The organism is Streptomyces sp. NBC_01198 (genome assembly GCF_036010485.1).
Taxonomy (GTDB): Bacteria; Actinomycetota; Actinomycetes; order Streptomycetales; family Streptomycetaceae; genus Actinacidiphila.
Window position 1 is genome coordinate 3,107,753 of record NZ_CP108568.1, and the last position, 20,370, is coordinate 3,128,122.

Below are 20,370 nucleotides of genomic sequence, written 5' to 3' on the forward strand. Positions count from 1 at the left end.
GCACGTGGAAGCGAATGCGGGGATCCGGCCGCGCGTCAGTCCGTCTGCCGGAATCCGGCGACGGCGTTCTCGAACACCGGTAGGTAGGTGCTCCATTGGGCCTTCGGCGCGGACAGGTAGACCGCGTACTCGCGTCCACCCTCCTTGCCGAATCCGATGTCGCGGGCACGGAAGGTGGCTGTCGTGCCCTGGAAGGTGAACTGCCACAGGGCCGCGGACTGGCCGTCCGCGGTCGTGGTCCGCTCCATGCGCTCGCGGTGGTAGGCCTTGACCTTGTCCCTGGTCTGCGGCTCCAGGTCGATCCAGTGCTGGTACGGGTCGGGTCCGGCGAAGTCCAGGGAACTGATCTTGAGGGCGACGGTGTCGGTGGGGTCGACGTAGCTGATCTGGTCACCGTCCTCGGTGACCTTCTTCGTCCAGTGGTCGGGGACGGGGAGGCTGTAGCCGTGGTCGGCCTGCTGCACGAGGTGGTAGCCGTCGGGGACCGGCGGCGGTTCGTGCGTCGTCGGGTCGGGGGTGGGGGTGGTCGGATCCGTGGTCGGCGGGGCGGTGGTGGGCGGGGCGGTGGTGGGCGCGGTCGTGGCGGAGGCGGTCGGTCCGCCGGTGTCACCGCCGGCCGCGTCGGACCGGTTCGCCCGGTCCACGGCGACGGCGACGCCGCCGGCCACCACGGCGACGGCCACCGCGGCGGCGATCCAGCGGCCGGGGCGGCCGCGGGGCGCGGTGTGCTGGGCGTGCTGCGCCTCGTGCGGGTGCTGGGCGTGCTGCCCGTGCTGCGGGCCCGGCTGGGTGCCGCCGCCGGACCGGCCGGCCGGATCGGGGTGCGGGAGCGGCTGGGTGAAGCCGACCTGCTCGACGAGCGCGGTGTCCTGCTCCCCCGCCGGTATCCGCAGCAATCGCTCGGCCTCTTCTGCCGACAGCCGCTCGGCGGGCTCCTTGGCCAGCAGGCCGGCGATCACCCGGGTCAGCGCCCCGGCGTTCGGCGCCGGCACGACCGGTTCCTCGGCGATCGCGTACGCCGTCTCGATCGCGGTCGGGCGGCGGAAGGGCGACTCGCCCTCGACGGCCTGGTAGAGGGTGGCGCCCAGCGCCCACAGGTCGGCCTCCGGCCCGGGTATGGCGCCGCGGATGCGCTCCGGCGACAGGAAGTCGATGGAGCCGATCAGCTCGCCGGTCCGGGTGAGGGTGGAGGTGCCGGAGGCCTGGGCGATGCCGAAGTCGGTCAGCACGATCCGGCCGCCCTCGCCGAGCAGCACGTTGCCCGGCTTGACGTCCCGGTGCAGCACCCCGGCGCGGTGCGCGGCCCGCAGCGCCGCGATCATGCCGCGGCCGATCCGGGCGGCCTCGGCGGGCGGCAGCGCGCCGCGGTCCTTGAGCAGTTCGCCGAGGGTGACCGAGGGGACGTACTCCATGACGATGGACGGCAGGCCGGCGTCGTCCACCACGTCGTGGACGACGATGACGTTGGGGTGGCTGATCCTGGCGGCGGCCCTGGCCTCGCGGCGGGTGCGCTCGAAGAGCGTGGCCACCTCCTCGTCGGCCAGGTGCGGCTGCGGCGGGTGCAGCTTCTTGACCGCGACCTGGCGGTCGAGGAGTTCGTCCTCGGCCCGCCAGACCGTGCCCATGCCGCCGCGGCCGATCCGCTCCATCAACCGGTAGCGGCCCGCGACCAACCGTCCCTCGTCCGCGGGTCCCACCATGTCGCGCTCCTCCGTCTGTCCCCCGATCACGCGTTCCCGGAGAGCCGTCCGGCATTCCCCGCTCGCGTCCAGACGCCGTGCGTCTACAGGGGCACGATATCCGGCGCCCCCAACCGGGCCGCATCCGCGGTCAGATCATCGGGCTGGAGCTGCGATTCACGTTCCGCCTCGACCCGCTTCTCGTAGTACTCCACCTCCTTGTCGATCTGGTTGGCGTCCCAGCCGAGGACCGGCGCCATCAGCTCCGCCACCTCGCGGGCGCTGCGGGTGCCGCGGTCGAAGGTCTCGAAGGAGATGCGCGTCCTGCGGGCCAGCACGTCGTCCAGATGGCGGGCGCCCTCGTACGCCGCCGCGTAGACGACCTCGGCCCGCAGGTAGTCGTCCGCGCCGGTCAGCGGTGCGGCCAGCGTCGGGTCGTCGGCGATCAGCGCGAGCACTTCCTCGGTCAGCGTGCCGTACCGGTTGAGCAGGTGCTCGATCCGCGCCACGTGCACCCCGCTGGCCGCCGCGGTCCTGGCGCGGGCGTTCCACTCCGCCTGGTAGCCCTCGGCGCCGGCCAGCGGCACGTCCTCGGTGCAGCAGGGGGCGACCCGGCGGTCCAGGCCGTGCACGGCCTCGTCCACCGCGTCCTTGGCCATCACCCGATACGTCGTGTACTTCCCGCCGGCGACGACCACGAGCCCGGGCACCGGGTGGGCCACGGTGTGCTCCCGGGACAGCTTGCTGGTCGCGTCCGACTCGCCGGCCAGCAGCGGGCGCAGCCCGGCGTAGACGCCTTCGACGTCGTCCCTGGTCAGCGGGGTGTTCAGCACCGAGTTGACGTGGTCGAGCACGTAGTCGATGTCCGCGCTCGACGCCGCCGGGTGGGCCTTGTCGAGGCTCCAGTCGGTGTCGGTGGTGCCGACGATCCAGTGCCGCTCCCAGGGGATGACGAACAGCACGCTCTTCTCGGTGCGCAGGATCAGACCGGTGGTCGAGTGGATCCGGTCCTTCGGCACCACCAGGTGGATGCCCTTGGACGCGCGGACGTGGAACTGCCCGCGCTCGGCGATCAGCGCCTGGGTGTCGTCGGTCCACACCCCGGTCGCGTTCACCACCTGCTTGGCCCGGACGTCGTACTCGCCGCCGGCCTCAGCGTCGTGCACCCGGGCGCCGACGACCCGCTCGCCCTCGCGGAGGAACTCCGTCACCCGCGCCTGGTTGGCGACGTGCGCGCCGTAGGAGGCGGCGGTACGCGCCAGCGTCGCCACCAGCCGCGCGTCGTCGACCTGGGCGTCGTAGTACTGCAGGGCGCCCACCAGCGCGTCCTTGCGCAGCGCGGGGGCTATTCGCAGCGCGTGCTTGCGGCTCAGGTGGCGGTGCAGCGGCAGCCCGCGGCCGTGGCCGGACGACAGCGACATCGCGTCGTAGAGGGCCACGCCCGAGCCGGCGTACACCCGCTCCCAGCCCTTGTGCTGGAGCGGATAGAGGAACGGCACCGGGCGCACCAGGTGCGGTGCGAGCCGCTCGAGCAGCAGCCCGCGCTCCTTGAGCGCCTCGCGGACCAGGCCGAAGTCCAGCATCTCCAGATAGCGCAGCCCGCCGTGGATGAGCTTGCTGGACCGGCTCGACGTGCCGACCGCCCAGTCCCGGGCCTCGACGAGGCCGGTGGACAGTCCGCGGGTGGCGGCGTCCAGGGCGGTCCCGGCGCCGACGACGCCGCCGCCCACCACCAGGATGTCCAGCTCTTTCTCCGCCATCCGGGTGAGGGCTGCCGCCCGCTGCGTGGGTCCGAGTGTCGTCGTACGCATCCGTACCTCCGTGCCTGCCGGTGCTGATCGGGCTCTCGGTCGGTTCTGCCCGGTTGTGGTCGGTCGCTGCTGCGACGGGCCCCGCGGGGAATCTGCCCCGATCGGGCGGGTGGCCCTCCTTCGATAGTGACCGCCGTGGCGGCGTGCTGCCAGGGCAGCCGGTCCCGGGGCGGTGCCCGGCCGGCCCAGGGGCGGCCCCGGGCCGGTGATCCGCCCGGCGATCCGGCCAGGTCCCGGGGCGGACGGGGCGGGGTCGCGGGGCCGCGGACCTGCGGACCGGTCGGTCAGTACGGCGCGGCGTGTGGTCATATCAGTCATTTGTCTGGTTAGCCTGTTTTAAAGCCATGCATGAGCCCATTCGTGGTGGTCGCCAGGGAGGACACCCCCCATGCCCGCAGACCTCGCCGTACTCGGACTCGGCAGCACCGGACTCCCCCTCGCCCAGGCGGCGACCGCCGCCGGCGTCGGTGTCATCGGCTACGACCCCGACCCCGCCACCGTCGCCGACATCAACGCCGGGCGCGTACCGCCGGGCTCGCTGGCCGCCGCCGACCTGCGCAGGATGCTGGCCTGCGGCTTCCGTGCGACCGCCGACCCGGCCGTGCTCGGCCGGGTGCGCACCGCGGTGATCTGCGCGCCCACCCCGCCCGGCGAGGACCACGCCCTGGACCTGTCCGCGGTCGCCACCGCCGCCCGCGCGCTGGCCGCGCACCTGCGCCCGCACACCACCGTCGTGCTGGAGTCGGCCGTCTACCCGGGCACCACCGAGGGCTATCTGCGCCCGCTGCTGGAGTCGCACGGCCTGCGGGCCGGCCGCGACTTCCACCTCGCCTACTCCCCCGGCCGCCTCGACCCCGGCAACCGCGCCTTCCAGCTCGCCAACACCCCCAAGGTGGTCGGCGGCTGCACCCCCGCCTGCACCGAGGCCGCCGCCGCCTTCTACGGCCGCTTCACCGAACGCATCGTCCGCGCCCGCGGCACCCGCGAGGCCGAGGCGGTCAAGCTGCTGGAGACCAACTACCGGCACGTCAACATCGCCTTCGCCAACGAGATGGCGGTCTTCTGCCACGACCTGGGCGTCGACCTGTGGGACGTCATCCGGTGCGCGGAGACCAAGCCCTTCGGCTTCCAGGCCTTCCGTCCAGGACCCGGCGTCGGCGGCCCCGCGGCCCCGCTCGACCCCAACGCGGCACCGCACTTCACCCCGCCCGCGCACCCCAGGCTGCCCGGCCACCCGCTGCGGATGGTGGAACTCGCCCAGGAGGTCAACTCCCGGATGCCGCGCTACGTCGTCCAGCGCGCCGCGGCGCTGCTCAACGAGCACGGCAAGTCGCTGCGCGGCGCCCGCGTCCTGCTGCTCGGCGTGACCTACAAGGCCGACCTCGCCGACCAGCAGGGCGCCCCTGCACGGGAGATCGGCACCCGGCTGCTCGAACTCGGCGCCCAGCTCTGCTACCACGACCCCTACGTACCCCAATGGCGGGTCATGGACCGCCCGGTGCCGCGCGCCGACTCGCTGTGGGAGGCCGCCGCCGACGCCGACCTGACGCTGCTGCTCCAGCACCACCGCACCTACGACCTCCAGGGCCTGGCGGTCAAGGCGCAGCTGCTGCTCGACACCCGCGGCGCCACCCCGGCCGGAGCCGCCGCCCGGCTGTGACAAGAGGGCCCCGAGTGGCCCTCGTTCAGCCGGACGTCCGGGTCGTGTAACGACCTCAATCTACTTGTCCGATTGTCACTTCCCCCTGCTACATTTCGGCGTCACCGTTCGTACAGAGGCATGCACGCGTCACGTCGCGGCGCCGCCCACGGTACGGACCCACAGCCTTTTCCGTCCCCGGGGGACCCTTCATGAGCTCCGACTACCCACCGCCGCCCCAGCAGCCGGGCGGCCAGAACCCGTACGCGCAGCAGCCGCCGCAGGCACCGCAGCCTCCCCAGGCACCGCAGGCCGGGCCGGCCCCGCAGCAGCCCTACCCGCCGTCCCCTTACGCCGCCCCGCCGCAGGGCGCGGCCCCCGGCGGCTTCAACGCCGCCGCCTACGCCCCGCCCGCGCCGATCGGTGCGCCGCCGGCCGGCAACCCGGGGCTCGGCATCGTGGCCGGCATCGCCGCCGCGATCGTCGCCGCGCTGATCTACGGCCTGCTCATCAAGGGCACCAAGCACGAGATCGGTTACGCGGCCCTCGCCGTCGGCGCCCTCGTGGGCTTCGCGCTCGGCAAGCTCGGCGGCCGCAACCCCGCGCTGCCCTTCCTCGGCGTCCCGCTGGCGCTGCTCGGCGTCTACCTCGGCCAGATCTTCGGCATCGCGCTGCTGCTCACCGACCTGCCGGGCGCCCCGGGCGTGATGACCATCCTCAGCGACCACTTCAGCCTGGTCCAGGACACCTGGAAGGACGCGATGGACGGCAAGGACTTCTTCTTCTTCGCCATCGCGGGCCTGGAAGGCTTCGTGATCACCAAACGCGTGGCGAACTGACACCGCGGCCCGCGAAGCCGACGGCCAGGGGCCCCGCCGCTACATGCGGCAGGGCCCCTGGCCGTACCCGAGGTCTCAGCGGTGGTGCGTCGGCGAGACGGTGACCTCGACCCGCTGGAACTCCTTGAGGTCGGAGTAGCCGGTGGTGGCCATCGAGCGGCGCAGGGCGCCGAAGAAGTTCATCGAGCCGTCCGGGGCGTGCGACGGGCCGAGCAGGATCTCCTCGGTGGTGCCAGCGGTGCCCAGGTTCATCCGCTTGCCGCGCGGCAGTTCGGGGTTGACGGCCTCCATGCCCCAGTGGAAGCCGCGGCCGGGCGCGTCCGTCGCGCGGGCCAGCGGCGAGCCCATCATCACCGCGTCCGCCCCGCAGGCGATCGCCTTCGGCAGGTCACCGCTGGCGCCGAAGCCGCCGTCGGCGATGACGTGCACGTAGCGGCCGCCGGACTCGTCCATGTAGTCCCGGCGGGCCGCCGCCACATCGGCCACCGCGGTGGCCATCGGCACCTGGATGCCCAGCACGTTGCGCGTGGTGTGCGCCGCCCCGCCGCCGAAGCCGACCAGCACGCCGGCCGCCCCGGTCCGCATCAGGTGCAGCGCCGCCGTGTACGTGGCGCAGCCGCCGACGATGACCGGCACGTCCAGCTCGTAGATGAACTGCTTGAGGTTCAGCGGCTCGTGGGACCCGCTCACGTGCTCCGCCGACACGGTGGTGCCGCGGATCACGAACAGGTCGACCCCGGCGTCCACCACGGCCTTGGAGAACTGCGCGGTGCGCTGCGGCGACAGCGCGGCGGCGGTCACGACGCCGGCGTCGCGCACCTCCTTGATCCGCTGCCCGATCAGCTCCTCGCGGATCGGCGCACGGTAGATCTCCTGGAGCCGCGCGGTCGCCCGTACGTCATCGAGCTCGGCGATCTCCGCGAGCAGCGACTCCGGGTCGTCGTACCTGGTCCACAGCCCCTCCAGGTTCAGCACGCCGAGGCCGCCGAGGTTGCCGATCCTGATCGCTGTCTCCGGCGACACGACCGAGTCCATCGGTGCGGCGAGGAAGGGCAGCTCGAAGCGGTACGCATCGATCTGCCAGGCGATCGAGACTTCTTTCGGGTCCCGGGTGCGGCGGCTCGGGACGACGGCGATGTCGTCGAACGAATATGCCCTGCGGCCTCGCTTGCCCCGACCGATCTCGATCTCTGTCACGTCCGTGCCTCTCTCTGTGGCCTGCGGCCCCAGTATCCCGCACCCCCGACCCGGGCCTTCCCCTCCGCCGGGGGTGCGCCCCTCTGCCGCACAGGGTGCCCACCAGGGGCGCGTGGGGGTACCCCCTTGCCGAAAAGGGACCCGCCGACCACCGCCCCCCGGGAAGGGGGAACGCGGGGCCGGGGGGCCCGGGGGAAGGGGAGGACCAGCGCAGAGGTGGGCTCAGCCGTGGTAGTTGGGGGCCTCGACCGTCATCTGGATGTCGTGGGGGTGGGACTCCTTGAGTCCCGCGGCCGTGATGCGGACGAACCGCCCCTTCGACTCCATCTCCGCGACGGTGGCCGCGCCCACATACCCCATCGTCTGGCGCAGACCGCCGACCAGCTGGTGCAGGACCGCGGACAGCGGGCCGCGATACGGCACCTGGCCCTCGATCCCCTCGGGTACGAGCTTGTCGTCGGCGGAGACCTCGGCCTGGAAGTAGCGGTCCTTGGAGTACGAGCGGCCCTGCCCGCGGGACTGCATCGCGCCGAGCGAGCCCATGCCGCGGTAGGACTTGAACTGCTTGCCGTTGATGAAGAGCAGCTCGCCCGGGGACTCCTCGCAGCCGGCCAGCAGGCTGCCGAGCATGACGCTGCTCGCGCCCGCGGCCAGCGCCTTGCCGATGTCGCCGGAATACTGCAGGCCGCCGTCGCCGATGACGGGGACGCCCGCGTCGATACAGGCCTGCGCGGCCTCGTAGATCGCGGTGACCTGGGGGACGCCGATGCCGGCGACGACCCGGGTGGTGCAGATCGAGCCGGGGCCCACGCCGACCTTGACGCCGTCCACGCCGGCGTCGATCAGCGCGCGGGCGCCGTCGCGGGTGGCGACGTTGCCGCCGACCAGGTCGACCGGCACGCTGGCCTTGATCTTGGCCATCCAGTTCAGCGCGTTGCTGTTGTGGCCGTGCGAGGTGTCCACGACCAGGAAGTCCACGCCCGCGCCGACCAGCGCCTGTGCGCGGTCCAGGGCCTCGGGTCCGGCGCCGACCGCGGCGCCGACGACGAGCCGGCCCTCGGAGTCCTTGGCCGCGTGCGGATACTGCTCGGCCTTGACGAAGTCCTTGACGGTGATCAGCCCGCTGAGCCGGCCGTCCTCGTCCACCAGCGGCAGCTTCTCGATCTTGTGGCGGCGCAGCAGCGCCATCGCGTCCACACCGGAGATGCCGACCTTGCCGGTGACCAGCGGCATCGGCGTCATGACCTCGCGGACCTGCCGCGAACGGTCGGACTCGAAGGCCATGTCGCGGTTGGTGACGATGCCGAGCAGCCGCCCGTTGGCGTCGGTGACGGGCACCCCGCTGATGCGGAACTTCGCGCACAGTGCGTCCGCGTCGCCGAGCGTGGCGTCGGGGCGGACCGTGATCGGGTCGGTGACCATGCCGGACTCGGAGCGCTTGACGAGGTCGACCTGGTTGACCTGGTCCTCGATCGACAGGTTGCGGTGCAGCACGCCGACGCCGCCCTGCCGGGCCATGGCGATCGCCATCCTGGCCTCGGTGACCTTGTCCATCGCGGCGGACAGCAGCGGGATGTTGACCCTGACGTTGCGCGAGATGAGCGACGAGGTGTCGACCTCGTTGGGCAGCACCTCTGACGCGCCCGGCAGCAGCAGCACATCGTCGTAGGTCAACCCGAGCGCGGCGAACTTCTCGGCTACTCCGTCGGCGTTCAGCGTCATGACACCTTCCCGAATGGTCTTGCCCGGCGAGTTGTTCAATGGTAGTGGCTGCGCCGGTATTCCCATGACCGCCCAGGTGAGGGCCGTGCCACGTCCCTAGGCGCTGAGGCCGCCCGCACTCGCCGGGTGGGCGGCGGCCGACTCCTCGGCGATGGCCCGCAGCCGGCTGAGCGCGCGGTGCTGGGCGACCCGGACGGCTCCCGGCGACATGCCGAGCACCTGGCCGGTCTCCTCCGCGCTCAGCCCGACGGCGACCCGCAGCAGCACCAGTTCGCGCAGGTGTCCGGGCAGCCGGTCGAGCAGTTCCTTGGCCCAGGCCGCGTCGCTGTTGAGCAGCGCGCGCTCCTCGGGGCCGAGCGAGTCGTCGGGCTTCTCCGGCATCTCGTCGGAGGGGACGGCGGTGCTGCCGGGGTGGCGCATCGCGGCCCGTTGCAGATCGGCGACCTTGTGGGCGGCGATGGACACCACGAAGGCCTCGAAGGGCCGCCCGAGGTCGCGGTAGCGCGGCAGCGCGCACAGCACGGCCAGGCAGACCTCCTGGGCGAGGTCGTCCACGAAGTGCCGTGCGTCACCGGGCAGCCGGGAGAGCCGGGTGCGGCAGTAGCGCTCGGCCAGCGGGTGGACGTGCGCCAGCAGGTCGTGGGTCGCGCGCTGGTCGCCGTCGACGGCGCGACGGACGAGGGCACCGATGGCCGGATCGTCGTCGTCGCGCATCCACCCATGGTGCCTCGCCGCCGGAGCATTCGCCGCATCGCGGCCGTACTTCTGCACCGAAGCGTTATGAGCCGCCGTGGCCGAGGCCGCGGCGGAGTCCGCGGCAGGCACTGTCATCTCCGCCTTCTGGTCCACCATGTGAAGCCCCCGCCGATCCCCGAGGAAGTCCATACGTCAAGCATGCGTCCTCCCCCGGGAAACCGAGGACTCGTGGGGGACTTCGCCGTACGGCGTACGGCGTAGCCGGGTCAGCGGACCAGGCCCCAGCGGAAGCCGAGTGCCACCGCGTGCGCCCGGTCCGAGGCGCCGAGCTTCTTGAACAGCCGCCGCGCGTGCGTCTTGACGGTGTCCTCGGACAGGAAGAGCTCGCGGCCGATCTCGGCGTTGGACCGTCCATGGCTCATCCCTTCGAGCACCTGGATCTCCCGGGCGGTCAGGGTGGGCGCGGCGCCCATCTCGGCGGACCGCAGCCGGCGCGGGGCGAGCCGCCAGGTCGGGTCGGCGAGCGCCTGGGTGACCGTGGCCCGCAGTTCGGCGCGCGAGGCGTCCTTGTGCAGATAGCCGCGGGCGCCGGCCGCCACCGCGAGAGCGACCCCGTCGAGGTCCTCGGCGACGGTGAGCATGATGATGCGGGCGCCGGGGTCGGCGGACAGCAGCCGCCGTACGGTCTCGACACCGCCGAGGCCGGGCATCCTGACGTCCATCAGGATGAGGTCGGACCGGTCGGCCCCCCAGCGGCGGAGCACTTCCTCACCGTTGGCCGCGGTGGTTACGCGCTCGACGCCGGGCACGGTCGCCACCGCGCGGCGCAGGGCCTCTCGGGCGAGCGGGGAGTCGTCGCAGACGAGGACGGAAGTCATGACCGCCCTCCGCAGCTGAACCGCGTCACGTTGTGCCTCCAGGCTGTACGAAGTCTTCACCGTTGAGGCTGACGGCATCGGGCAGATGCCCGAATCCTGTGGGACCGCTTGGGCCGCCAACCGCTTCCGCCACACTCAACGACCCTCACCCGAAAGAGTTACGAAGTTTGGTCGCCGCCATCGGCACTCTACGTGATCATCCGCATACGAATCGGTCACGCCGCAGGTCAGAACGGGTGAGTCGGCAGATTTCCCGGATGGCCGGCGAACCGCGGGCGCGCGTGCCGGGACGGCAGATGCTGCTGAACGGGTGTTATGCCGGACTTTGCACCCTTTGGCCGCTCTTTTCCGATGCGTGGGCTAATCGACGCTAGATTGGCGATGAGTCATATTTACATCTACTACGACAGTAGATGTACGGTCGGAGACACCGAGGTCGTCTTGGCCGTCACGCACCCGTCGAGGGGATGAGCAATGGCAGACTTCTCCCGCCTTCCCGGCCCGAACGCCGATCTCTGGGACTGGCAGCTGGTGGCCGCCTGCCGAGGCGTCGACAGCTCGCTGTTCTTCCACCCCGAGGGCGAGCGCGGCGCAGCCCGCAGCGCGCGGGAGGCCGCGGCCAAGGAGGTGTGCATGCGCTGCCCCGTGCGGGCCGAGTGCGCCACCCACGCCCTGGCCGTACGCGAGCCGTACGGCGTGTGGGGCGGGCTCACCGAGGACGAGCGCGAGGAGATGATGGGGCGCTCCCGGCACAGGATGATGAGCTCCCAGCCTTAGCGCGCCACACCCCGCACCGCCGAAGAATCGATTCCGCGGTGGGTCACGCCCACCGCAGCCCGGCCCGCGCGAGCCGGCCCAGCATCATGTCCACCGCCGGTACGTGCGCGAGGTCAGGCAGCGTGAGCGCCACGACCTCGCGCTGCACCGCAGGACGCAGCGCGACCACCGCGACGCCGCGTGACCGCAGCGACTCCAGCGCGAGCCGCGGCAGCACCGCGACCCCCAGACCCGCCGCGACCAGGCCGATCACCGCCGGGTAGTCGTCGGTGGCGAAGTCGATCCTGGGCGTGAAGCCCGCCCGCTCGCACAGCTCCACCAGATGCCCGCGGCAGCGCGGGCAGCCCGCGATCCACCGCTCCCCGGCCAGCGCCGCCAGGTCCACCGGGCCGCCGCCGGCCAGCCGGTGCCCCTGCGGCAGCACCCCGACCAGCCGGTCGGTGAGCAGCGGGCGCACCACCAGGTCGGCCCAGGACTCCTCGGCCGGCGTCGGCAGACCGGGGAAGCGGAAGGCCAGCGTGATGTCGCAGTCGCCGGCCCGCAGCAGGTCCACCGACCCCGGGGGCTCGGCCTCCACCAGCGAGACCTCGGTGCCCGGGTGCCGCTCCCGCAGCTCGGCGACCGCGCCGGGCACCAGGGTCGGCGTGCCCGAGGGGAACGAGGCCAGCCGCACCCGCCCCGCCCGCAGGCCGGCGATCGCCGCCACCTCCTCCTCGGCTGCGGTCAGCCCGGCCAGGATGCCGTCGGCGTGCCGCACCAGCGCCTCGCCGGCCTGCGTCAGCCGCATCTCGCGCGGCCCGCGCACCAGCAGCGGGGTGCCCGCCGACGCTTCGAGGGCCTTCATCTGCTGGCTGACGGCCGGCTGCGTACAGCCCAGGGCCCGGGCCGCGGCGGAGAACGAGCCGCCCCTTGCCACCGCCCGCAGTACCCGTAGGTGCCGTGCTTCGATCACGTCCCCACCATAAGCATTACTTAGGTATGTCCTGCAGAGACCGGCGATGGACTTTGCCCAGGACCGGGGGCACGCTGCCGTACATGAGCGCTCACGTGTCGACCGACTCCGCCGCCGCCTTCAGCGAGGTCCGGGCCGCGGAATACCCCGATCTCGCGCCCGGCTACCTCAACACCGCCGCCCACGCCATCGCCCCGGCCCGTACGGTGGCGGCCCTCCGCCGTTCTCTCGACATGTGGGCCGCCGGGCGCCCCGACCTGGACGGCTACGAGCGCGCGGCCGCCGAGGCCCGCGCCTCCTTCGCCCGTATCGTCGGCGCCCCGGTCTCCCAGGTCGCCCTGGCCGGCACCGTGGCCGGCAGCGTCGGCCTGATCTGCGCGGCCCTCCCGCCGGGCGCCGAAGTCGTCGCCTTCCAGGAGGACTTCAGCGCCCTCGTGCAGCCCTTCGCCGGCCGCCCCGACCTGCGCCTGCGGCTGGTCCCGCTCCAGGACGTCGCCGGCGCCGTACGCCCCGGCACCGCCCTGGTGGCGGTCAGCACCGTGCAGTCCGCCGACGGGCGGATCGCCGACCTCCCGGCGATCCGCGCGGCCGCCGCCGAGCACGGCGCCCGGGTCCTGCTCGACGCGACCCAGTCGGTCGGCTGGCTGCCGCTGGACGCCACCGAGTACGACTACGTCGTCTGCCACGGCTACAAGTGGCCGGTCTCGCCGCACGGCGCCTGCTTCCTCACCGTCCGCCCGGGCGCCGAATCCACCCTCTCCGGCGCCTTCACCACCTGGTACGGCGCCGACGACCCGTGGGCCTCCTGCTACGGCCCGGTCGCCGACCTCGCCCCCGGCGCCCGCCGCTTCGACGCGCGCCCCGCCTACCTGCCCTACGTCGGCGCCGCCGCGTCGCTGTCCCTCATCGAGGAGCTGGGCGTGGACGCCGTCCACGCCTACGACGTGGCCCTCGCGGACCGGCTGCGCGCGGGATTCGCCGCCCTCGGCTACGACCCGGTCCCGGGCCGCTCCGCGATCGTCGCGATCCCCGGCGTGCCCGCGGCCGTCACCGACCGGCTCACCGAGGCGGGCCTGACCTTCTCCTCCCGGGCCGGCAACCTGCGCTTCGCCCCGCACTTCTACAACACCCCGGCCGACATCGAGCTGGCCCTGGCCGCCGCCGCCTGACCGCCCCCCCGCCGCGGTGGCGCCGGTAAAACCGGTTGGGTGCGGCGGGGGCGGGTGGTGGAATGCCCCGATGGACTCCACGCACGCCCTCGCCCTCTTCGATGCCCAGCTACGCCGGGACGCACCGCCGGAGAGCCCCACCACCCGGATCGACCGGCTCCCCGGCGTCGTACGGCAGGTGGGGGCCGGGACCCACGAGTGGTGCGGCATCCTGTGGTCCGACCTGGACGCGACGACCGCCGACGCGGCCATCGCCGCGCAACTGGATTGGCTGCGCGGCCCGGAGGCGGCCGGGCGCGAGTTCGAGTGGAAGACGTACGCGCACGACGGCCCGGCGGACCTGGGCGACCGGCTGCTCGCCGCGGGCTTCACACCCGAGGAACCCGAGACCCTGATGGTCGCCGAGATCGACGAGGTCGCCGAGCTCACGCGGGGCGCGGAACTGCCGCCCGGCGTGCGGCTGGAGCCGGTACGGGACGCGGCCGGCGTCGACCTGGCGGCGGCCGTGCACGAGCAGGCGTTCGGCACGAACGCGGACCGGCTCCGGATCAGGATGCTCGACCAGGTCACCCGCAGCGCGGACACCGTGAGCATCGTGCTGGCGATGGCCGGCGACGTCCCGGTGTGCGCGGCGCGGATGGAGTTGTGCCCGGGGACGGACTTCGCCGGGCTGTGGGGCGGCGGCACCGTCAAGGAGTGGCGCGGCAAGGGCATCTACCGCGCCCTGGTCGCGCGCCGGGCGCGTATCGCCGCGGCCCATGGGTACCGCTATCTCCAGGTCGACGCGTCGAACGACAGCCGCCCCATCCTGCAGCGCCTCGGCTTCGCGGCGCTGAGCGTGACGACCCCGTATCTGATCACGGTACCGGCGTAGAAAAGGGGAGCACCGATGCGGCTGCTGAGCGTCAACGTGGGCCGGCCGATACCCAATCCGTGGAAGCGGCTGGCGGCGACCGGCATAGACAAGCAGCCGGTCAGCGGCCCGGTCGCGGTGCGCTCGCCCGGGCCGAAGGGGACCGGGGCGGTCGGCCTGGCCGGTGACCGGGTCTACGACATCAAGCACCACGGCGGTGACGACCAGGCGGTCTACGCCTACGCCCGCGAGGACCTGGACCGCTGGGAGAAGGAGCTGGACCGCAGCTTCGCCAACGGCTGCTTCGGCGAGAACCTGACGACCACCGGCTACGACGTCAACGCCGCGCTGATAGGCGAGCGCTGGCGGGTCGGCACGGAAGGGCCGCTGCTGGAGGTGTCCTGCCCGCGCATCCCGTGCGCGACCTTCGCCGGCTGGCTGGACGAGCGCGGCTGGATCGGGCGCTTCACCGACCGCGCGCTGCCAGGCCCGTATCTGCGGGTCCTCGAACCGGGCGAGTTGGCCGCCGGCGACCCGGTGCGGGTGGTCTCCCGCCCGGACCACGACGTCACGGTCGAACTGGCCTTCCGGGCGATGACCGCGGAACCGGCGCTGCTGCCACGGCTGCTGGCGGCGGACGCCCTGCCGGCGGAGGACCTGCGGCGCGTCAGGGAACGGCTGGCGCGCACCCGCCGGTGAGCCGCGGTACGCCTACGCTGCCCGTATGACGACTTCCCTCATCACCGGTGCGACGGCGGGTATCGGCGCTGCCTTCGCACGGCGGCTGGCGGCCGACGGGCACGACCTGGTCCTCGTCGCGCGGGACGCCGTACGCCTCGGCGAGAGCGCGGCCGAACTGCGCGAGCAGCACGGCGTCGCGGTCGAGGTGCTGCAGGCCGACCTCGCGTCGGACGGCGGCATCACCGCGGTGGAGAACCGGCTGCGGGAGAGTGGGCTCCCGCCGGTCGACGTGCTGGTCAACAACGCCGGTTTCGGCCACCGCGGCCGCTACCTGGAGGTGCCGCTGTCCGACGAGCTGCGCATGCTCACCGTGCACTGCGAGGCCGTGCTGCGGCTCACCTCCGCCGCCGCGCAGGGCATGCGGGAGCGCGGGCGCGGCTCGGTGGTCAACGTGGCGTCGGTCGCCGCCTTCATGCCGCGCGGCACATACGCGGCGAGCAAGGCGTGGGTCGTCCGCTTCACCCAGGGCGCCGCCCTGGACCTGCGCGGGTCGGGCGTCCGCTTCCTCGCGCTGTGCCCCGGCTTCGTCCGCACGGAATTCCACCAGCGGGCCGGGATGCAGCCGGACCGGCTGCCCGCCTGGGCCTGGCTCGACGCGGACAAGGTGGTGGCGGCGGGCCTGCGCGACCTTGCCAGGGGGCGGGTGGTCTCGGTGCCCGACGCCCGCTACAAGGTGGCCGTCGGCCTCGCCCGCCACCTGCCCCCCGGCCTCTTCGGCGCGGTCTCCACCGGCGCGGGCCGCAAGTACGACCCGAAGACCTAGTCCGTGTCCGACCGGCACGGCAGACGCCCGCCGCCCCGGGCGGGGGTGGCGGGCGTCGGCGGGAGCGAGGTCAGTGGGAGTGGGAGTGACCGCCGGCGGCGGACTCCTGCTCCTCTTCCTTCTTCTCCACGACCAGCGTCTCCGTGGTCAGCAGCAGCGACGCGATGGACGCCGCGTTCTCCAGCGCGGAGCGGGTGACCTTGACCGGGTCGATGACGCCGGCCTTGACCAGGTCGCCGTACTCGCCGGTGGCCGCGTTGAAGCCGTGGCCCTTGTCGAGCTCGGCGACCTTGGAGGTGATGACGTAGCCCTCCAGGCCGGCGTTCTCGGCGATCCAGCGCAGCGGCTCGACGGCGGCGCGGCGGACGACCGCGACACCGGTGGCCTCGTCGCCCACCTTGCCGAGGTTGTCCGCGAGGACCTTCACCGCGTGCACGAGGGCCGAGCCACCGCCGGAGACGATGCCCTCCTCGACGGCCGCGCGGGTCGCGGAGATCGCGTCCTCAAGGCGGTGCTTCTTCTCCTTGAGCTCCACCTCGGTGGCCGCGCCGACGCGGATGACGCAGACGCCGCCGGCCAGCTTGGCCAGCCGCTCCTGCAGCTTCTCGCGGTCCCAGTCGGAGTCGGTGGTGCCGATCTCCGCCTTGATCTGGTTGACGCGTCCCTCGATCTCCGCCTTGTCGCCCGCACCGTCGACGAGAGTGGTCTCGTCCTTGGTGATGGTGGCGCGGCGGGTGGTGCCCAGCAGGTCGAGACCGGCCTGGTCGAGCTTGAGGCCGACCTCCTCGGCGATGACGGTCGCACCGGTGAGGGTGGCGATGTCGCCGAGCATGGCCTTGCGGCGGTCACCGAAGCCGGGCGCCTTGACCGCGACGGCGTTGAACGTGCCGCGGATCTTGTTGACGACCAGCGTCGACAGCGCCTCGCCCTCGACGTCCTCGGCGATGATCAGCAGCGGCTTGGAGCCACCCGCCTGGATGATCTTCTCCAGCAGCGGCAGCAGGTCCTGGATCGAGGAGATCTTGCCCTGGTGGATCAGCACGTACGGGTCGTCGAGGACGGCCTCCATACGCTCCTGGTCCGTCACGAAGTACGGCGACAGGTAGCCCTTGTCGAAGGCCATGCCCTCGGTGAACTCCAGGTCCAGGCCGAAGGTGTTGGACTCCTCGACGGTGATGACACCGTCCTTGCCGACCTTGTCCATCGCCTCGGCGATGAGCTCGCCGACCTGCTTGTCCTGCGCGGACAGCGCGGCGACGGCCGCGATGTCCTCCTTGCCCTCGATGGCGCGCGCGGTGGCCAGCAGCTCCTCGGAGACCGCCTTGACGGCCGCGTCGATGCCCTTCTTGAGCGAGGCGGGGGACGCCCCGGCCGCCACGTTCCGCAAGCCCTCGCGGACCAGCGCCTGGGCGAGCACGGTCGCGGTGGTGGTGCCGTCACCCGCGATGTCGTTGGTCTTGGTCGCCACCTCCTTGACGAGCTGGGCGCCCAGGTTCTCGTAGGGGTCCTCCAGCTCGACCTCACGCGCGATGGTCACACCGTCGTTGGTGATGGTCGGCGCGCCGAACTTCTTGTCGATGACGACGTTGCGGCCCTTGGGGCCGATCGTCACCTTCACGGTGTCGGCGAGCTTGTTGACGCCGCGCTCCAGGGCGCGACGGGCGTCCTCGTCGAACTTAAGAATCTTGGCCATGCCTGCGAACTACCTCGTCTACTCGTCTAATCACGTCGTCACGGACGGTAAGGACGGCGAAAGAAGCCGCCCCGGGGACCCGGCCTCAAGGACACGGACTCCCGGGGCGGGATCACGGCTGGTACAGCCGGGGAACTACTTCTCGATGATCGCGAGAACGTCGCGGGCCGAGAGGACGAGGTATTCCTCGCCGTTGTACTTCACCTCGGTGCCGCCGTACTTGCTGTACAGCACGACGTCGCCCACGGCGACGTCGAGCGGCAGGCGGTTGCCGTCCTCGAAGCGGCCCGGGCCCACAGCCAGGACGACGCCCTCCTGGGGCTTCTCCTTGGCGGTGTCCGGAATGACCAGGCCGGAGGCCGTGGTCTGCTCGGCGTCGAGCGGCTGGACCACGATGCGGTCCTCAAGCGGCTTGATGGCAACCTTGGTGCTGGCGGTCGTCACGATCCGACCTCCCCCTTCAAAGGGCTCACGGGAGTGTCTGTCTGGGTCGGCGACCTGGTAGGCCCGTCGTCGCGGGTGCCGGACCTGCCCGTCGCTGTTTGTCTGGCACTCAGCGGGGCCGAGTGCCAAAAGCGAGACTAGGACGCCTTTAGCACTCGGTCAAGCGGAGTGCCAGCCGCGCGCCGCCCTCCGGGGCTCCCCCGGGACCTCCCCCGGGGCTCCGCCCATGCCCTGCCCCCCGGCGGGTGTGCGCGAACTCACCGCAAGCGGCACCCCCTCAGGGGCGCGAGGAACTGCGCGACCAGCCGTCGACGGGCTGCACGTCGTCACCGGCCGAAAGGGGCTGTTCGGTCCGATCCGGACCACCGGCCGGTGGTGGGCTGGTCGCGCAGTTCCCCGCGCCTCTGATGGGCGCCGCCCTACGCAGGAGGGACGTCGGGGAGAATGACGTGGTGATGCCGGAAGAGCTTGAGGGATTGCTGACCGCCGAGGGTCAGGCGCTGCTCGCGGGGCTCCGGGGTCACGACCCCGTGAACGACCTGGCTGCCGCAACGGCGTTGCGGCGGACGCACGACGCGCGCCTCGTCGCCGCCGCCCTGTCCCAGACCCGCCTGCGCCAGCGCGCCGTCGCGAAGTTCGGCGCGGCGGACGCGCACCGGATGTACTTCACGCCGCACGGGCTGGAACAGTCCACCCGCGCCTCGGTGGCGACGCACCGCGCGCAGCGGTTCGCCGCGTTCTGGCCGGAGGCCGTCGCCGACCTGTGCTGCGGCGTCGGCGGCGACGTGATCGCCATGCTGCGGGCCGGCCTGGCGGTGACGGCCGTGGACCGCGACCCGCTGACCTGCGCGGTGGTCGCCGCGAACGCCGCCGCGCTCGATCTGGCCGACCGCCTGGAGGTCAGGTGCGCGGACGTACGGGACGTCGGCGGCGGCGGCCTCGACGGCGTGTTCGTGGACCCCGCCCGCCGCACCGCCAGGGGCCGGGTCTTCGACCCGGAGTCGTACTCGCCGCCGCTGTCATGGGCCCTGGACGCGGCGGCGTCCGGCGCACCCGGGGCGGTGAAGGTCGCGCCCGGCATCCCGCACGAGGCGGTGCCGCCCGCCGCGGAGGCCGAGTGGATCTCGGACGGCGGCGACGTGAAGGAGGCGGTGGTCTGGTTCGACGGCCGGGGCGACCGCGTACGCTCGGGCGCCCGGCGCGCGACCCTGCTCCCCTCGGGCGCCACCCTCGTCGGGCGCGGCCTGCCCGACCCGGCGGTGCGGCCGGTCGGGCGCTACCTCTACGAACCGGACGGCGCCGTCATCCGCGCGCATCTCGTCGCCGAGGTCGCGGAGGAGCTCGGCGGCGGGCTGATCGACCCGACGATCGCGTACGTCACCGCCGACGAGCTGCGGGCGACGCCGTTCGCGACGGCGTACGAGGTCACCGACGTGCTGCCGTTCGGGCTGAAGCGGCTCAAGGCGCTGCTGCGGGAGCGCGAGGTCGGCATCCTCACGGTGAAGAAGCGGGGCTCCGCGGTGGACCCCGAGGACCTCCGCCGCCGGGTGCGGCCGCGCGGCCCGCACTCGGCCACCGTCTTCCTCACCCGCACCTCAGGCGCCCCCACGATGCTCCTGGCGGCACCGGCCCGGGTGGAGCCGCCCGCTCAGACGTAGTCCTCCAGGCGGGCCAGGGTGAAGCCCTGGGACGAGATCTGGCGCAGCAGGTTGGCCACCATCTTCGTCATCGTCTCGCCCTTCAACTGCGCCGGCCCGCGAAAGTGGGCCAGGATGATGTCACCGGGATGGAATTTCTTGTCAGGCCGCTGGAACTGGACCTTTTTGATCTGCATCGACTCGCGCCACAGAATCATCGCCCGCAGCCCCCCGCAGGATTTCACCGCGGCCCGCGTATCGGTGTTGTAGTTGCCGTAGGGCGGCCGGAAGAGCCCGGGCACCTTCCCGTATTCATGAGTGAGCTTCTGCTGCTGGGTGCATATTTCGTGCTTCTGCTGCGCCAACGTCCGTCCGTGCAGGTCAGGATGGCTGAGCGTGTGATTCTCTATCGTATTGCCCAGGGCCTGGAGCGGGCGGAAGAAACCGTAGTCGTTCTTGATGATGTCATCGGTGAGGAACATGGTGAACGGGATTTTCAGGTCCCGCATCATCCCGACGAACTTCGGGTCCTTCTCCGCACCGTCGTCGAAAGTCAGGAAGACGATTTTCTGGGTGGTCGGTATGTCGCTGACCGCGGGTATCTTTCCGTCGCCGGTGCGTATCGGCTTGACCGCGGGCGGGGCCGGCGGCGGCGGGAGCAGCGGGAGGCCCCACTTGCGGAAGCCGGCCGCGCGGTCGTCGGTCGGCGACGGCTTCGAGGCCGGCGGCGTGGTCGGTGAGGCGGTGGTGGCGTCCCGGGGGGCCGGGGAGCCGGCCGGGGTGCCCGCGGAGCAGCCCGCGGTGAACAGCAGGCCCAGGAGCAGGAGGACAGCGGTTTTCCCGCGTGGTGCGCGCATCGGGGGGGACCCTACGTCGGTGC

General features: G+C 72.5%; 18 protein-coding genes. 8 read left to right on the forward strand and 10 right to left on the reverse strand.

The window, feature by feature from the left end:
• Nucleotides 1–35: 35 nt before the first annotated feature.
• Together OG702_RS13705 and OG702_RS13710 are read right to left on the reverse strand one after the other, a co-directional pair.
• Nucleotides 36–1,700: a serine/threonine-protein kinase gene (locus OG702_RS13705; RefSeq protein ID WP_327289167.1), complete on the reverse strand. Its 1,665-nt coding sequence runs from the start codon at nucleotides 1,698–1,700 to the stop codon at nucleotides 36–38.
• An 83-nt stretch (nucleotides 1,701–1,783) separates the two neighbouring features.
• Nucleotides 1,784–3,490 (reverse strand): glycerol-3-phosphate dehydrogenase/oxidase, encoded by a 1,707-nt coding sequence (locus OG702_RS13710; RefSeq protein ID WP_327289168.1) that lies wholly within the window; start codon nucleotides 3,488–3,490, stop codon nucleotides 1,784–1,786.
• A gap of 388 nt (nucleotides 3,491–3,878) precedes the next feature.
• Here OG702_RS13710 and OG702_RS13715 point away from each other — a divergent pair, with 388 nt between their 5' ends.
• Complete coding sequence (locus OG702_RS13715; RefSeq protein WP_327289169.1) at nucleotides 3,879–5,150, forward strand: nucleotide sugar dehydrogenase; 1,272 nt, start codon at nucleotides 3,879–3,881, stop codon at nucleotides 5,148–5,150.
• A gap of 191 nt (nucleotides 5,151–5,341) precedes the next feature.
• Complete coding sequence (locus OG702_RS13720) at nucleotides 5,342–5,968, forward strand: hypothetical protein (RefSeq protein WP_327289170.1); 627 nt, start codon at nucleotides 5,342–5,344, stop codon at nucleotides 5,966–5,968.
• A 75-nt stretch (nucleotides 5,969–6,043) separates the two neighbouring features.
• Here OG702_RS13720 and OG702_RS13725 read toward each other — a convergent pair whose 3' ends face one another.
• The 4 genes from OG702_RS13725 to OG702_RS13740 all read right to left on the reverse strand — a co-directional run bounded on the left by OG702_RS13725 (nucleotide 6,044) and on the right by OG702_RS13740 (nucleotide 10,461).
• The gene (locus tag OG702_RS13725; protein ID WP_327289171.1) at nucleotides 6,044–7,165 is read right to left on the reverse strand and encodes a GuaB3 family IMP dehydrogenase-related protein; all 1,122 of its coding nucleotides are present in this window, start codon (nucleotides 7,163–7,165) and stop codon (nucleotides 6,044–6,046) included.
• 222 nt (nucleotides 7,166–7,387) lie between these two features.
• On the reverse strand, nucleotides 7,388–8,887 hold the full coding sequence (gene guaB, locus OG702_RS13730) for an IMP dehydrogenase (RefSeq protein ID WP_327289172.1): 1,500 nt from the start codon (nucleotides 8,885–8,887) through the stop codon (nucleotides 7,388–7,390).
• 96 nt (nucleotides 8,888–8,983) lie between these two features.
• Entirely contained in the window at nucleotides 8,984–9,601 is a 618-nt protein-coding gene (locus OG702_RS13735; RefSeq protein WP_327289173.1) for a sigma-70 family RNA polymerase sigma factor, read from the reverse strand.
• Nucleotides 9,602–9,849: 248 nt separating this feature from the next.
• Nucleotides 9,850–10,461, reverse strand: a complete 612-nt coding sequence (locus OG702_RS13740; protein ID WP_003948568.1) for a response regulator transcription factor — start codon at nucleotides 10,459–10,461, stop codon at nucleotides 9,850–9,852.
• A 474-nt stretch (nucleotides 10,462–10,935) separates the two neighbouring features.
• On the opposite strand from OG702_RS13740, the gene OG702_RS13745 reads away from it, so the two are divergent.
• A complete protein-coding gene (locus tag OG702_RS13745; RefSeq protein ID WP_327289174.1) occupies nucleotides 10,936–11,238 on the forward strand; it encodes a WhiB family transcriptional regulator in 303 nt (100 codons plus the stop codon).
• A 43-nt stretch (nucleotides 11,239–11,281) separates the two neighbouring features.
• Here OG702_RS13745 and OG702_RS13750 read toward each other — a convergent pair whose 3' ends face one another.
• The gene (locus OG702_RS13750; RefSeq protein WP_327289175.1) at nucleotides 11,282–12,190 is read right to left on the reverse strand and encodes a LysR family transcriptional regulator; all 909 of its coding nucleotides are present in this window, start codon (nucleotides 12,188–12,190) and stop codon (nucleotides 11,282–11,284) included.
• 83 nt (nucleotides 12,191–12,273) lie between these two features.
• Between OG702_RS13750 and OG702_RS13755 the strand changes: the two genes are divergently transcribed.
• From OG702_RS13755 to OG702_RS13770, 4 genes are all read left to right on the forward strand, one after another.
• A complete protein-coding gene (locus OG702_RS13755) occupies nucleotides 12,274–13,359 on the forward strand; it encodes an aminotransferase class V-fold PLP-dependent enzyme (RefSeq protein WP_327289176.1) in 1,086 nt (361 codons plus the stop codon).
• Between the two features lie 70 nt (nucleotides 13,360–13,429).
• Entirely contained in the window at nucleotides 13,430–14,233 is an 804-nt protein-coding gene (locus OG702_RS13760; protein ID WP_327289177.1) for a GNAT family N-acetyltransferase, read from the forward strand.
• Nucleotides 14,234–14,248: 15 nt separating this feature from the next.
• Nucleotides 14,249–14,911, forward strand: a complete 663-nt coding sequence (locus tag OG702_RS13765) for an MOSC domain-containing protein (protein WP_327289178.1) — start codon at nucleotides 14,249–14,251, stop codon at nucleotides 14,909–14,911.
• A gap of 25 nt (nucleotides 14,912–14,936) precedes the next feature.
• On the forward strand, nucleotides 14,937–15,716 hold the full coding sequence (locus OG702_RS13770) for an SDR family NAD(P)-dependent oxidoreductase (RefSeq protein WP_327289179.1): 780 nt from the start codon (nucleotides 14,937–14,939) through the stop codon (nucleotides 15,714–15,716).
• Nucleotides 15,717–15,786: 70 nt separating this feature from the next.
• Here the strand turns inward: OG702_RS13770 and groL are convergent, their stop codons facing one another.
• Both groL and groES read right to left on the reverse strand, forming a co-directional pair.
• The gene (groL, locus tag OG702_RS13775) at nucleotides 15,787–17,409 is read right to left on the reverse strand and encodes a chaperonin GroEL (protein WP_327289180.1); all 1,623 of its coding nucleotides are present in this window, start codon (nucleotides 17,407–17,409) and stop codon (nucleotides 15,787–15,789) included.
• A gap of 135 nt (nucleotides 17,410–17,544) precedes the next feature.
• Nucleotides 17,545–17,853 (reverse strand): co-chaperone GroES, encoded by a 309-nt coding sequence (gene groES, locus OG702_RS13780; RefSeq protein ID WP_033177833.1) that lies wholly within the window; start codon nucleotides 17,851–17,853, stop codon nucleotides 17,545–17,547.
• 455 nt (nucleotides 17,854–18,308) lie between these two features.
• Here groES and OG702_RS13785 point away from each other — a divergent pair, with 455 nt between their 5' ends.
• A complete protein-coding gene (locus OG702_RS13785) occupies nucleotides 18,309–19,511 on the forward strand; it encodes a THUMP-like domain-containing protein (protein ID WP_327293221.1) in 1,203 nt (400 codons plus the stop codon).
• Here OG702_RS13785 and OG702_RS13790 read toward each other — a convergent pair.
• Nucleotides 19,502–20,347 (reverse strand): polysaccharide deacetylase family protein, encoded by an 846-nt coding sequence (locus OG702_RS13790; RefSeq protein ID WP_327289181.1) that lies wholly within the window; start codon nucleotides 20,345–20,347, stop codon nucleotides 19,502–19,504. The genes OG702_RS13785 and OG702_RS13790 overlap by 10 nt on opposite strands.
• Between the last annotated feature and the right edge of the window lie 23 nt (nucleotides 20,348–20,370).